Source organism: Vibrio lamellibrachiae, assembly GCF_050337265.1.
Lineage (GTDB): Bacteria > Pseudomonadota > Gammaproteobacteria > Enterobacterales > Vibrionaceae > Vibrio > Vibrio kyushuensis.
On sequence record NZ_JAKJSU010000005.1, the window covers coordinates 204,037 to 218,452 of the forward strand.

The following is a 14,416-nucleotide window of genomic DNA, read 5'->3' on the forward strand; positions in this document are numbered from 1 at the left end:
ATCTGGTGAATTATCAATCACATAATCTTTCCTTAAGTTATGACAGATCTCACTATTGATAGATTTATCATATTATCTTCAATTTTTTATAACCTATATGTATTTTTACTACACTATAAAGAGGTAGAATCAAACCAGTGACCGCCAGAACCCGAACCTTCCTTTGCTATGCTGTATAAAATTGAAGAATCCATAAAAATATCTATCGAGACGTTGTCTGTTGGCATGTTTGTAACAGCGATAGAAAACACAAAGCGCGTGAACTTGTCTAATGCAGGACGAGTCTCTTCCGCGTCGGCTATTAACCAGTTAGTAAGCAACGGTATTAAATTTGTTTGGGTAGACCCTAAACTATCGAAAGATGGCTGTATAATAAAGCCTATTCAAGCTGCGCAAGTTGAAAGTGAAAACACGCAAGCCGCCTCTTCTGCTATACCAACTAAACTGAAAAAACCAAAAACCTATAGCCGCCACGCTAATCAAAAAAAAGCGAAAAAACTGATTGATGATGCTAGAGGGTTAGCTAATCGTGTGATGAGCCAAACTTTTGAAGGCAAGGTAATCGAACTCGATAAGATTGACGAACTCGCAGAGAACATTATTGAGTCTCTTCTCGTCGATTCCGATGCTCTAAGGTGTGTGTCGGCTTTGAGGCAAAAAGACGAATATTTGTTAGAGCACTCTGTTAATGTAGCCTGTTTGCTCGTCACGTTTGGTAAACATTTGGATTTAGACAAGGCCTTACTCAAACAGATGGCTATTGGAGGATTCATTCATGATATTGGGAAAACCAAAGTTAAGAATGAAGTTCTAAATAAACCCGCTAAGTTGACGCCAGATGAATTTGAGCATATTAAGCTGCATCAAGTATTTGCTGGTAAATTGATTTTCGATATCGAAGGTCTTAGTGACGTTAGCCGCGATGTCTGTTTGATGCATCACGAAAAACTCGATGGTAATGGCTACCCTCTTGGCCTCAAAGGAGAAGAGATACCGCAGCATGGGCGTATGGCATGTATTGTTGATATTTACGACGCGCTGACCGCTGACCGTTGTTATAAAAAAGGAATGAGTTCTGCTGAAGCCTTTAAAATCATGCTTGGCTTAACGCCATTTCACCTCGACTCAGAATTGGTCTACAAGTTTATTAATTGTATAGGTGTTTACCCTGTTGGCTCATTGATAGAACTTTCAGATGGCAGAGTGGCCATTGTTTGGACGTCAAATCCCTCACAGCCGCTAAAGCCCGAAGTGAAGTGCTTTTATTCAAATAAATACAAACGTTTTACCGATGTTGCGCTCGTCGACCTTAAGAGCAGTAATTTAAAGATTGAAAGAGCAATATCTCCATCATCTATCAAAGTGGACCCAACCCCATTTTACGAGTAATCAGGCATGGTGGCATTTGGGTTCTAGAGAGTAACTTAGACTTTCCCTGCCTTCTTTAGTAATTTGAGCCCTTCTCTGTGTGCTAACCCTTGAATATCTTGGGTGCTAATAAAATTAACGACCGCATTCGCGTCCGTTCTTGAATATTCCCGAAGAGACCAGCCAATCGCTTTTTGAATGAAAAACTCTTTATCCGATTGGTTTTCTCGAATCAGCGAAAACAGAAGCTCAGGGTCAGTGTTATCTTTGTATTTTAGCTGAAAGAGCAACGTTGTTCGTCGTAACCAAATGTTATCGCTATTTCGCCATTTGGTAATATATTCTCCTGTTTCATCAGGATTGTTGAGAAACAGAGTACCAGCGATATGTGTGGCAAGCATGTCAACGGTATCCCACCACGATTTTGTCGTGATCCAACGCTCTAGATCCACCAACATGGTTGTGGGTAACTGTTTTTTTAGCTTGATAAGAAGATCTACCGCCACCATTTGAAATTCTCGTTCAGGCATAGCCCAAAGCTCATCGATTACAGCCGGTAGCTCCTCAATTGATGGAAGTACACTCTTAGTGAAAAGCTCCTTCAAAGCTGTCCGGCGTGGTCCAGATTGAATGCCAAAATACGCATATTGATCACGCATGTAAGACTTCATAAAACTGGCATTTTCAGCGTTGGCTAGGGGAATAAGTGCGTTTTTCACACTTTGAACCCAATAATGTTTAGGTGGTGATTGACTGGCCAGATCATGCATAAGTAACCTAATTCTTTGTTGAGAGTACAGTTCGCACCATACACTTTAAACTGCAGTCCTTGTAGTTTTGTCCTCCAGTATTCAATCAATAGCTCGAAACTCGAATGCTCAAACATATCTTCTTAAACCTTGATTTTATAACTCCGTGACTTGGAGCCTTTTTCTAGCTAACATAGTGGGATAGGATGCATATTGAACTTTAGGTTATTCTGCATCCAATTATAACGAGGCTATATGCTTAAGTTACGACACTTTATTCCACTATCATTCCTGCTTTTGTCGCCACTAAGCTACGCTGACTACCCTAGCCTTAGTTCTACAACGATTGATTCCAACGGAACTCGGCTCGTTGATACGAATAATGTAGTTAAACTCGCCATTGAACAAAATCGCTTTATTCCTCTTCGTTATAATCAAAAATTCAAAGATCATCGTGCCGATCTATTTAAAGAAGTCGAACAATTAGGAGAGTATGAACTCAACGCTTATGTAAATTCTTCATTGGTTCGAGGAATTCAAAATATCGTTGGAGAGTTTGCATGTGTTAGCTATCGCCATTACTCAGAAAAACCTCAGGCGAGTTCATGCAATGATACGTCTAGCATCAGTTCATCTAACAGTAAGAAAAACAACGTTAGTAGCCATTCGAAATTAGAAGGAAAGCCTTTTATCTATGGTCAATACGTCAACAATCGACTTACCACAACACTAGATAACATTTCCATACCAGCTCGTAGCTACGACCTATTCCTTCCGAGTGCACAAGAAAAGCCACTCAATACTATTTGGGGCGCAGTCCACCAACTTGATTCATCTCGAATATTCAATAATGATACGAAACCTACGGTACTGACTGTCTATATCGATGCGTATAAAATGAACCAAGATGGTGAACGTACAGATAACGTCATTGAAGGTGCACAAGTGATCTTAGTCGTTGTTCCTAGAGTGTCTGAAATAGCCCTAAGAGAAGATGAAAAATCGGCTCGCGATTTCGCTATCAATCACGCTAAAGTAATCGTGCCAGTCTACTCGCAATAATAGCGCTTGATAACAGATACCGAGTTCAACACTTAATAGTAAGTACACATACGCTGGCCATTTACTTCAACAATATTAAATGGCGTTTCGTAAATATCAGCCAAAACATCAGAGCGAATCACATCTTCTACCTTGCCATTTACCACGATTTCTCCGCTCTTTAAAGCAATGATGATATCGGAATAGCAGGCTGCGAAATTGATATCATGAATGACCACAACCACGGCTTTGTCCATCTCGTGTGCCAACCTCTGAATATTGCGCATGATCTGCAACGAGTGCTTGATATCGAGGTTATTAAGCGGTTCATCTAAAAACACGTAATCGGTATCTTGGGCAATCACCATCGCAATATAAGCTAACTGACGCTGACCACCACTGAGTTCATCCAGATACTTATGTTGAATCAAACGTAGGTCAAGATAATCAATTGCCCGCTCAATAACACTCTCGTCATGCTTATTTAACTTACCCTGCGAATATGGGAAACGCCCAAATGAAACCATTTCGCGAACGGTAAAGCGCATCGTTACACTGTTTGATTGCCTAAGAACCGCAAGTCTTTTTGCCAGCTCTTTAGTGTCCCACTCTGCAATCTCTTTGCAGTCGACAATAACCTGACCGTGATCTTTTGAAACTAAACGGCTCGCCATTGAAAGTAAGGTACTTTTACCTGCACCGTTGGGGCCTATGATTGACGTTACTTTGCCTTTTTCAAATTCCGCACTCGCATCATCGACGACGTTATTTTCACCAAATGCCTTGGTCAGGTTTTTCAGTTTGATCATAAAGTTTAAGTCACTTTGTTACGAAGTAGCATCGAAAGAAAATAGACACCACCAATAAAATTAATCACCACGCTTAGCGTTGTCGAGAAGCTAAATATATTTTCGATGACCCACTGCCCGCTAAGCAAAGCCGCTACCGCAGAAAGAGAACATGCAATAAGCAAAACACTGTGTTTGTAGGTGCTGAACAGCTCCCGAGTCAAGTTGGTTACTAAAATACCAAAGAACATGATTGGGCCAATTAATGCGGTAGATATGGCTATGAGTACCGCTGAAAGTACCAGAACTCGCATTGTCACCTTACGAACATCTACCCCAAGGCTAATTGCGTTGTCTCTGTCTAACCAAAATACATCAAGCTGAAAATGCATTCGATATAAGCTAATACACACAATCGACAAGATCGGCACGCATAAATAGACCAGCTCCACTTTGATATTATTAAAACTGGCAAACATACTCGATTGCACTGAAGCGAAGTCGTTGGGGTCCATTAACATAATTAAAAATGAAGAGATATTTGAAAACAGCTGGCCAAGGATCACACCTAGCAATAGCAGCGCTATCAAATTGTGCTTTCCGCTTCTGAAGTAAAAATAAAACAACAGCAGTGAAAAACCCAACATGATCACAACAGAAATAGCGAAATTGATGTATTCGTTAAGAACAACAACGCTAAAACCGCCAAACAGCGCTACTACAATCACTTGTGTAAGCAAGTAAAGGGAGTCAAACCCCATGATACTTGGCGTTAATATCCGATTGTTGGTGATGGTTTGAAACGCCAGCGACGATTGAGCGATCGCAATGCCAGCTAATATCATCGCAACCACTTTAGGAACACGCCTAGAAAGGAAGTATTGATAATTATCTGCTGTTAAACCTAAGCCAATAAATAGTGAAGTAAACACGACACAAAACAGTGATAGTAGTATTAATTTCGTTTTATCCTGCACTCTTTTGACCTCGCAGAATCAACGTTATAAATACGCCTCCACCAATCATACTGATGATCATCGAAATAGGAACTTCATATGGAAATATAATCATGCGACTTGCCAAATCACAGACAAGCACCACGATTGCACCAAGCAACGCAGTGAGCGGAATATTCTTTCTTAAATTATCACCAAAATAGTGGCTGACTAAATTTGGCACTATCAGCCCTAGAAATGGAAGCTGACCAACGATCATTACCACCGTCGCGGACATAACCGAAACCAGTATCACGCCAATAACGACCACTTGCTGATAATTTAGCCCTAAGTTAGTGGCAAATTCTTTACCAATACCCACCGCCGATATACGAGCAGCATATAGATAGCTAAAGATGGCAACAGGAAGTGCGATGTAAAGTAGTTCAAAGTCCCCTTGAAGAATATTAGCAAAGTTGGCAACCGCCCACCCAGACATGTTCTGAACCGCATCGTATTTGTAAGCAATGAAACTCGCAGCAGATTGCACAACATTGCCAAAAATGATACCAATGAGTGGCACAAAAATCGCGTTCTTAAATTGAATACGCTGAATAAACTGGATGAAGATTAGTGTGCCAAGCATCGCTGTCACAAATATCAGCCAGATATTGTTACCATTCCCAAAGAGCACAAGACTTAACACATAACCAAACATTGCACACTCGATGGTGCCAGATGTCGATGGTGCAGCAAATCGATTTTGACTGATCTGCTGCATGATAAGGCCAGCAATACTAAGCCCTGCACCAGAAAGTAAAATAGCGAGCAGCCTTGGGACGCGGCTTAAGAACAACAGCGCCCACGCATCGGGGTCACCATTAACAAGTAATATGAACGATAAGTCTCCAACACCGACAAAGAGCGATAGAGCACTTAATATCAACATACCAAGCAATAACCTTTTCACAGCTAACCTCTGCTTGATCTATATCTTAGTTAAGACCGATTGACTCTTTTACATCGGTGATCATCTGCTCTGTGGCTGTTACACCTGCAATTGAAAGATACCAAGCGTTGATATCAAGGTAAGCCATATGGCCATTCTTATACGCTTTTGTCGCTTGTACTAATTCATTATCAAACTCTGCTTGGGTGTTACTGGTGCCTTTATTGACCAACTTATCTTTATCAATAATCAGCAATGTAGAGGGGTTAGATTTGCCAATAAACTCATAAGAAATCAAATCGCCATGACGAGTTGCTTTAATGCCTTCAACTGTTTGTTTAAAACCAAAATCTTTATAGATTGAAGAAAAACGAGAATTTTCACCAAAGGTCGTGATATTGCCACCTGAACTCATCACCGTCAGTGCATCGATGCTGTGGTTTTGGTTATAGCGACGTATAGATTCGAATTGCTGATCGAGTGACTCTATCTTCTGCTCAACCTTTTCTTCGATGTTAAAGACCTTACCTAGGTTACGCCACTGCTGTTGTGTACTATTCCAATAACCTTGATCAGCCTCAGCAGCAAAGACAACGGTTGGCGCTATTTTGCTTAATTCTTCATAGTTACTCGCGCCTCGAGCACCGACAATAATAACGTCTGGCTTTTGCATGTATATGGCTTCGAAGTCCGGTTCGAACAAACTGCCTGATGACGCGTACTGTTCACCTTTGTACTTATTCAAATACGTTGGAAGCGTAGCCGCTTTTGAAATCGCTACGGGATCAATACCAAAACGGTCTAGTGCATCTAATGGTCCTAAGCCGATTACTACAACTCGTTTAGGTTGTGTTTCAAGTGTAACGCTGCCCAGACGGTGCATCACCTCGACCGTGTTGTTTGACGCAGAATTAGCAAATGCAACACTTGTAAAGGAGCAGAACGACGCAATTGCGCCAATGATAAGAAGGCTTGCTTTAACTGCCATGTAAATCCCCTAATGCAAATCATTTGTATTTAGATTCGCGAATATACATATTTTATATAGGCATATCAACTAGCTTGACGTTTTTGATCGGAATTAACGGCAGTTGTGTACTAAATCAATCGTCCAACGAACGATCACTTTATCATCGTATTCTGCGGCGAATGAAGTGTGGGATATTAGCGTATTAACCGGTACAGATTGCCTCTGTCAGTACTAAAGAAAATATCTCCTTTTGACGATACTTCAATGTCTCGAATGCGCTCTCCGAGCTTTTCCATAATCCTCTCTTCTGCTACCGCCTTCCCTTCTTCATCAATCGTTACGATATTTATGTGAGTTAGCTTAAGTGCACCCGCTAGGAGTTTACCTTTTAGCTCTGGGAACTTGTTACCTTGATACAAAACTAGGCTACTAGGCGCAATAGATGGGATGTAAATCTTAACAGGAGGCTCAATGCCCTCTTTTTCAATCGGCTCACCAACTTGAATAGGTCCCCAGTACTCTTTTCCAAAAGAGACAATCGGCCAGCCGTAGTTAGCACCTTTCTTAATCAGGTTAATTTCATCACCACCACGGGGACCATGCTCTATTGACCACATTTTCTGACTAGTCTCATCAAAAAACAGACCTTGTGGATTTCGGTGACCATAACTCCATATTTCATTAAGCACCGAATGGTTGTCGACATAAGGGTTATCAGATGGAACCGTTCCGTCAGGATTCAGACGTAGGATCGAGCCTGCATGCGTCTGAGTATTCTGGCCATTGTCTCGGTCACCACGATCACCAATGGAAAAATAAACGCTATTATCGTCGAACGCGATGCGGCTACCAAAATGACGGCCAGTATCGGTACGAGACTTTGACACAAGTAAATCTTGCCAACCAGAGACTGTTCCATTGACATAGGTTGCTAGAGCAAGTGTCGTCGCTCCTTCTCCACTAACATCTTTGCTGTAAGTCACGTATATCTTATTGTCATCAAATGGAGAAAGTGCGATATCAAAAATGCCCCCTTGACCTTTTGCCCAAACACTAGGGATCTCAGCCACCACATGATGTTTACCGGTTGATAGGTCCACTTGCCTAATCGCACCATTTCGCTCAGTAATGAGCATGGTATTGTCATCAACATAGGCTAGCCCCCACGGAATCGCGAAACCACTCGCAATTTTTTCTACATTCCACGCATACACATTGGTCGATGCAAGCATCAAAAAGATAATCACGCCGACTCGTTGAATATTGTTCATCTCTTTCTCTAACCTATTACTTAGCTTTTCTAAAGCATAGCGTTTGATAAGAAACGATTCTGTGAATAATGTTGTTTAAAACGTAACATTGGAAGAAAACAGCGATAACATGGGGTGCTATTTAATTGCCTTTGCGTATTAGCTTAGCGGGGCATTATTTAGCTGTAGTGACGAACGCCTATTAATGACGTATTGCAACCGCAGCAGCATAAGTACGGCTGCGACGGTTAACCCTGTTAGAATTCCGATCCAAAATCCTTTTTCACTCATTGCAGGGACAATGTAATCTGTCAGTCCTAAAACAATACCAAGAGGTAATGCTAACCCCCAATAGGACGCTATTGCTAAAAACATCGGAACTTTAGTGTCTTTATAGCCACGTAAAGCGCCATTGGCAGACGTTTGAAGAGCGTCACTAAATTGATACAGCGCGGTAAAACCTAATAACGTTGCCGCTGTTGCGCTGATGGCAGGGTCAGTGGTGTAAAGACGAATGATCCAATCAGGAAATAACAAGAAAGTTGCAACAGACAGCAGTGATATTAAACCCGCAACTATGATCCCTATCTTGCTACGCTCAATCGCTCCTAATTCATCTTTTTCACCCAGCGCATGGCCAACACGAATAGTAATTCCAAATGAAATACTCATTGGAATGACGTATGTCATACTCGAAATATTGAGTGCAATCTGTGCTGCGGCGACATTTTCGGCTCCTATACGGCCAATCATAAGCGCTATAACTGAAAAAATACTGCCGCAAACTGCAATGTTCATTCCGATCGGCAAGCCTAGTTTCAATAGATGAAACATTTCTTTTGCCCTTGGTGTCGCGTTTGAAGAACGAATAATATTTTTGTATTGGTGATGCCCTTTGATGTAGGAATACAGCAACCCAGACATCAGCCAATAGACTAAACTCGTTGCCCACCCACAGCCTACGGCGCCCATTTCAGGGAATCCAAATTTGCCGTAAATCAGAATGTAGTTAACCGGAATATTTACGAGTAAACCCACGACCGAAATGATCATCGGTACTTTGGTATTGTTCATTCCCTCACAGAAGCCGTTCAAGGTGTAGAACAAGGCTATACCCGGCACACCAAATGCCAGTGCAAAAGCGTAATCGCTAGCAATCGGGATGATTTCAGACGCGACTCCAATCCATTCCAAAATGGATCTTGCGCTGGTTAAGTAGGCGATCAGTATTACGCTAGAGATCAACGCTAACCAAACCATTTGGAAAAATTCAACAGAGACACTTTCAAAGTCTCGAGCACCGCGGTGATACGCTACGACAGGTGTCAGAGCCATGATAATCCCACGGAGTAACAGCAACACAGGGATCCAAAGGCTGGTACCCAGTGCGATCGCAGCCAAATCGGCAGCGCTTACTTGGCCTGCCATTGTCGTGTCAACAAACCCCATCGCCTGAGTGGCAATTTGGGTAAAAATAATAGGAATAGATAGATGCATCAAAGCACCCGATTCACGAGTAAAAGGACGGAATTTCGTTAGCATGGGAAGTTCAAACACCAATATAAATGCGCCAATGAAGGCAGGATAGCGAGTGCGCATTTTAGGATGTGCCCGTTAGGCGGCGGTAATATAAACGCCATGCTCTACAGGGTCAAGGCTTGTTCATAGGGTTTTAGCTACCACATGTTGTGGCGCTAGGACTTGGTGTATATCACGTCTACGATAAGGATCGCTTTAAGTCATAGCAATAGTCATCATAATTAGTTAACTTGGCCCAATATGTTCAGTCGCTAATGTTAGCGGTCCCTTATTTAACTTTAAGATACTAGATATGATTCAACCCAAATTACACCTCACCGCAAATAAAGCATGGTTCGCAATGCTTGAATCTGCGTTAGTTAAATCAAATGTGGATATTGAAGAAGCATTTTTGGGAAAAGAGAATATTAAACGCTTAAAGAAAAGCGATCACATCGATGTCACTGAATTTAAACAAGCTATTCTTCGCGCAACGGAAATGGGCGACAGCGCGACAATTGCAAGGCACTGTGCAGAAGAATTTGACCCAATCGCCTTTGGCCCAGCAGGTATCGCACTCTCTACTGCGCCTACACTTCGTAGCTTTTTAAAATTGTATTCTGAGCTATATGTACATTTTCTGCCGTCGATCCGCATCATACATAAACCAGTACCACACGGGGTTGAGTTGTGGCTTATAAACCCAGAAATGTATAACAATGAAGAAGATACGGCTTATCAATTGCAATTAATTTATTCAATGGTAATGATCAACTTCATTCGACATTGTGTTTCAAGCTCTGAATTTACGTTTATTTATAAACTTATATCTTGGTATTACCCAGACCAGCTACGCAAAGACTTTGAGCAACAGTACAATATCAAGATAGAGACAGGGAGTGACTTTCGACGAATCTGTTTCGATGACAAGTATCTTGATTTGCCTTTGAAAAACAGTAACGCAAGTGTTCACTACGCTATGACTTCACTGGCCTATGAACAACGAGCACAGATTGAAAAAAGAAGCTTGCTGCCACAAATCTATACCATCTTTGAATCTCATGATATTGCGGCTATCTCCTTAGATATGACCGCAAAACATCTCTTTCTTAGTCGTCGGACGTTTACTCGTCGATTGGCTCTTGAAGAAGTGAGTTTCAACCAGATATTTGAGCGCTATAAACTCGAAAAAGCACTAACCCTACTCAATGAGCAACAAGACATTACGACCATAGCTTTAGAACTAGGATTTAGAAACCTGTCTTCTTTTTCTAGGGCGTTTAAACGATGGACAGGAAAGTCACCTTCCATTGTTCTAGCACATAGATAACCTCATTGTAATTTGGCCCAATAAGATAAATCAATGTCTGTATTGGTGAAGCGACCAGTACGATAAACTGTTCTAATAATCTCAACATATAACACACATGAATGTTGAGAAAATAACAATGACTGACAAAACCAATGACCAAGAAAACAAAAGCGGCTCTCTAGCCAGCACTCCTGAACAATTAATCAAACTGATCTCAGACGCAGCTTTTAGCGCCCCACAAAAGTACCTTGTTCGTAAAGCTGCTGCACTAGAAAGCAGTACTTTCACAATTGAACAACGACACTTAGAGCAACGAATCGATGCTGATAATGACCCTCGTAGTTCGATCAATAAAGAAGAAATGATCAAATGGACTGACGATTTAGTTGCAATATCTAAGCAATCGAAAGACGACGGCAATATCCTTTGGGGACGTATTCAAGGCACCAAATATGAGCGCGAATCATTAGATTGGGCAGAAGAGAAGCTAAAGTCTTTTGGTATCAAAGAAGTTCATCACGATAAGTTCCCTTCAGGCCAACAGCAGTGGCGTCCTACGAGAAATGAATTACGTATCGTGTCAGCGCCAAGCATTGAGGGCTTCGAAGCTTTAGAGCTAACAACTGCATTAACAGCGTTTGAATCTAAGTCAACACCAGTAGAAGGCGTTGAAGCTGAGCTGATTTTTGTTGGTGATGGCACAAACTCAGAACTTCGAGGTCGAGATCTTGAAGGTAAAATTGTTTTATTACGCGCGCGTGTTAACCCAGGTGCACTGATGTCAACAGCACGAGTAGCTTACTCTCGTATTGCTTCTGGAAAATGGGGCAACCCAGCCGGTGTCATAATTTGGTTTGATATTCCTAAAGTATCAAACATTGCAGGCCGAGTTGGTGCTCCAGGCGGTGCTGATGAAATTGGTAACGCAATCCCTTGGACTGGGATTAATTACGAAGATGGTGTCTACTTGCGTAAGTTACTTGACCGCTCTGATGAAACTCAGCCGGTGACTGTTTACTTAAATATTCAAGGCGTTATGGATCAACCAAAAGACCGTATGACCGGAAATGTTTACGGTATTTTACCGGGTAAATCAGAGAAGTTTATTCACATCATGAGTCACATGGATAGTTACTTCTACGGACTTCATGATAACGGTGTTGCGATTGCTAAAAATATGGCGCTTGCTAAGTACTATGCATCATTACCGCAAGATGAGCGTGAGTATGGTTTAGTGTTCATGTTCCATGGTGATCATGAAGTTCCTGGACTAGGTGGTACCCGTGAGTACGTGAAGAAATGGAAGCAAGAAATAGATGAAAATCTTCTTCTTGTTATTCGCTCAGAGCATTTGGGTATGCAAGCGAAGATGGATGAAGGTGTCATAGACGGTGATTCGAATGTAACAATGCCATTGCTGCTTACACTGACTAACCAAAGCCCTGCTCTGATTAAAATCCTAGAAGAAGCACAGCACCTTTACACTCTTCCTAGCTCTAGCCGAGCAATTACCGACCCTTCTGCCGATGAGATGGCATTTTACCCACCTCATTACACTCCACCAGAAGGTAAGCCAATGCCAATCAGTGTCGGTTGGATCCAAACTGGATTGCATTACCACACAACAGCAGATGTAGAACAGTCACTAATTAGCTTTGACGCGGTAGAAAAATACACTCGTGCACATGCTTATATTATCGATCAAGTTTTCAAAATCACAGAAACAGACCTGCGTAAAAATGATGTTCCATATACAGCGGAGAACAATATTTATAACTCGGACGCTACCATTCTGACACTTGGTGACTGGTAACTCCTGATTGATACGCAACTAGGCACTCTCTCGTTGCGTAAAACGCACTTTAGGTGATATATGAACATGTTAAATAATGCAGATCTAACAACCGAGTTTGATGAGTATATTTCTCTCGACGCTATCGAACTTGCGAATTTAGTTAAGATAAATAAGTTAAGCCAACTAGACTTAGTCGAAATCGTCATTCGACGCATTGAGGCCATTAACCCTAAGCTTAATTTCATGGCGAACACTACCTTTGATCGCGCTCGTGAGCGAACAACGAGTATCAGTAATAGCAGCAAATTTTCGGGCTTACCTATCCTTGTTAAAGATATGATCGATATTGGCGGCGTTAAACGTACCGACGGTTCCCGCCTCATGTCGACCAATATACCAAAAGAGAATGTCGATTTTATAGAAGCCCTTGAAGCCTCAGGAGCCAATATTTTGGGAACAACCAATGTTCCAGAATTTGCTTGTACCCTAACGACTCACAATGATTTGTATGGCGAAACCATTAACCCATGGAATAGCCAATATACAGCTTTTGGTTCTAGCGGTGGTTCAGCTGTCGCTGTTGCCTGTGGTGCAGTACCAATGGCACATGGTAGTGATGGTGCAGGCTCTAACAGGTTGCCAGCTTCTGCAAATGGCGTTATTGGAATGAAGCCTAGTCGATACCGAATGTTGGCGGGCGAAATTGATAGCGGCCATGACATTGCAAAAACTAACCAAATGATCAGCCGAACGGTTAGAGACAGTGCAGCAATGTTAGATGCAACAGAAGACAAATCTGGAGAATATTACCCACCTATTGGAATGGTGACAGGTTCTTCTGAACGTCGCCTAACCATTGGTGTGATTAAAGACTTTACCGGCTTACTTGATGTTGAACCAGCAGTCCATGCTTCACTTCTTAGCACTATTAAGCTTTTAAAAAGCTTAGGTCATACCGTTGTCGAAAAATCAAACCCCATTGATGCTACACAATTAACAAACGCATATTTAGGGTTCTTTTCATCAAAATCAAGCATGCTAAAACCAACCATTGAGCAAATAACCGGGAAAACACCAGCAGAGTCCGGGCTCGTCACTAAGCTATTAGCGAGTCTACTGGATTACAATGAACAATTCACAGAACAAGACGCTAAAGATGGGGTTGATTACTTCAATACTCTCCCTGATCTTTTTGACGAATTGTTTGTAGATTGCGATATTGTATTAACACCTGTTAGCCCAATCATTAGCCCTCTCGTAGGAAAACTTAGCCCAGATTTTAATGTAGACGCCGATTTACTCGACTATACCTGTGGTTTACTTAAATTCACGCTACCTATCAACTTTGCTGGTAACCCAGCGATGTCTTTACCTCTTTTCTGGGATGATGAGACGGGGATGCCAATTGGTAATCAATTTATTGCCAAGAGTGGCGATGACAAAACTATTTACGAACTCGCTTACGAGCTTGAAATTGCAAAACCATGGAAAGATAAATGGCCTTCAGTGTCGTTGAAAACATGGCAGCAATAAGAAAATTGTCTCGACTTGACACTAAAGTTGTTTAGTTAGTTATTTGCAATGAATAAAAGCCATGGGCTATAAACCACCATGGCTTTTTCATCAGCTTAATAAGCTCACACTCTATGTCTAAATTCGTTGAGAGCTATATACCTATTCATACAATACAATCTTATTACATGGTGGTATTGGTATGACTTCAGTGAAACCCCGATCAAAA

General features: G+C 41.7%; 12 protein-coding genes. 5 read left to right on the forward strand and 7 right to left on the reverse strand.

Features of this window, described 5'->3' with window-relative positions; all coding sequences use genetic code 11:
• Positions 1-168 precede the first annotated feature (168 nt).
• Positions 169-1,389, forward strand: coding sequence for a cyclic di-GMP phosphodiesterase (locus tag L4C54_RS06530; RefSeq protein ID WP_428807538.1), 1,221 nt, complete (start codon positions 169-171; stop codon positions 1,387-1,389).
• Positions 1,390-1,424: 35 nt separating this feature from the next.
• Here L4C54_RS06530 and L4C54_RS06535 read toward each other — a convergent pair whose 3' ends face one another.
• Positions 1,425-2,087, reverse strand: coding sequence for a DNA alkylation repair protein (locus tag L4C54_RS06535; protein ID WP_428807539.1), 663 nt, complete (start codon positions 2,085-2,087; stop codon positions 1,425-1,427).
• 285 nt (positions 2,088-2,372) lie between these two features.
• Here L4C54_RS06535 and L4C54_RS06540 point away from each other — a divergent pair, with 285 nt between their 5' ends.
• Positions 2,373-3,179 (forward strand): hypothetical protein, encoded by an 807-nt coding sequence (locus L4C54_RS06540; protein ID WP_428807540.1) that lies wholly within the window; start codon positions 2,373-2,375, stop codon positions 3,177-3,179.
• Between the two features lie 32 nt (positions 3,180-3,211).
• Here L4C54_RS06540 and vctC read toward each other — a convergent pair whose 3' ends face one another.
• The 6 genes from vctC to L4C54_RS06570 form a co-directional block, all read right to left on the reverse strand.
• Positions 3,212-3,967, reverse strand: coding sequence for an iron chelate ABC transporter ATP-binding protein VctC (gene vctC / locus L4C54_RS06545; RefSeq protein WP_428799993.1), 756 nt, complete (start codon positions 3,965-3,967; stop codon positions 3,212-3,214).
• Positions 3,968-3,972: 5 nt separating this feature from the next.
• Entirely contained in the window at positions 3,973-4,923 is a 951-nt protein-coding gene (vctG, locus tag L4C54_RS06550) for an iron chelate uptake ABC transporter permease subunit VctG (RefSeq protein ID WP_428807541.1), read from the reverse strand.
• Entirely contained in the window at positions 4,913-5,851 is a 939-nt protein-coding gene (gene vctD, locus L4C54_RS06555; RefSeq protein WP_428807542.1) for an iron chelate uptake ABC transporter permease subunit VctD, read from the reverse strand. Before vctD ends, vctG begins: the two co-directional genes overlap by 11 nt.
• A gap of 25 nt (positions 5,852-5,876) precedes the next feature.
• Positions 5,877-6,818 (reverse strand): siderophore ABC transporter substrate-binding protein, encoded by a 942-nt coding sequence (locus L4C54_RS06560; protein WP_428807543.1) that lies wholly within the window; start codon positions 6,816-6,818, stop codon positions 5,877-5,879.
• A 176-nt stretch (positions 6,819-6,994) separates the two neighbouring features.
• Positions 6,995-8,071, reverse strand: coding sequence for a PQQ-dependent sugar dehydrogenase (locus L4C54_RS06565; protein ID WP_428807544.1), 1,077 nt, complete (start codon positions 8,069-8,071; stop codon positions 6,995-6,997).
• A gap of 138 nt (positions 8,072-8,209) precedes the next feature.
• Positions 8,210-9,592, reverse strand: coding sequence for an MATE family efflux transporter (locus tag L4C54_RS06570; protein ID WP_428807946.1), 1,383 nt, complete (start codon positions 9,590-9,592; stop codon positions 8,210-8,212).
• Between the two features lie 289 nt (positions 9,593-9,881).
• Here L4C54_RS06570 and L4C54_RS06575 point away from each other — a divergent pair, with 289 nt between their 5' ends.
• The 3 genes from L4C54_RS06575 (at position 9,882) to L4C54_RS06585 (ending at position 14,208) form a co-directional block, all read left to right on the forward strand.
• Positions 9,882-10,898 (forward strand): helix-turn-helix domain-containing protein, encoded by a 1,017-nt coding sequence (locus tag L4C54_RS06575; protein ID WP_428807545.1) that lies wholly within the window; start codon positions 9,882-9,884, stop codon positions 10,896-10,898.
• A gap of 118 nt (positions 10,899-11,016) precedes the next feature.
• The gene (locus L4C54_RS06580) at positions 11,017-12,693 is read left to right on the forward strand and encodes a M28 family peptidase (protein ID WP_428807546.1); all 1,677 of its coding nucleotides are present in this window, start codon (positions 11,017-11,019) and stop codon (positions 12,691-12,693) included.
• A 60-nt stretch (positions 12,694-12,753) separates the two neighbouring features.
• On the forward strand, positions 12,754-14,208 hold the full coding sequence (locus tag L4C54_RS06585) for an amidase (RefSeq protein WP_428807547.1): 1,455 nt from the start codon (positions 12,754-12,756) through the stop codon (positions 14,206-14,208).
• Positions 14,209-14,416 lie beyond the last annotated feature (208 nt).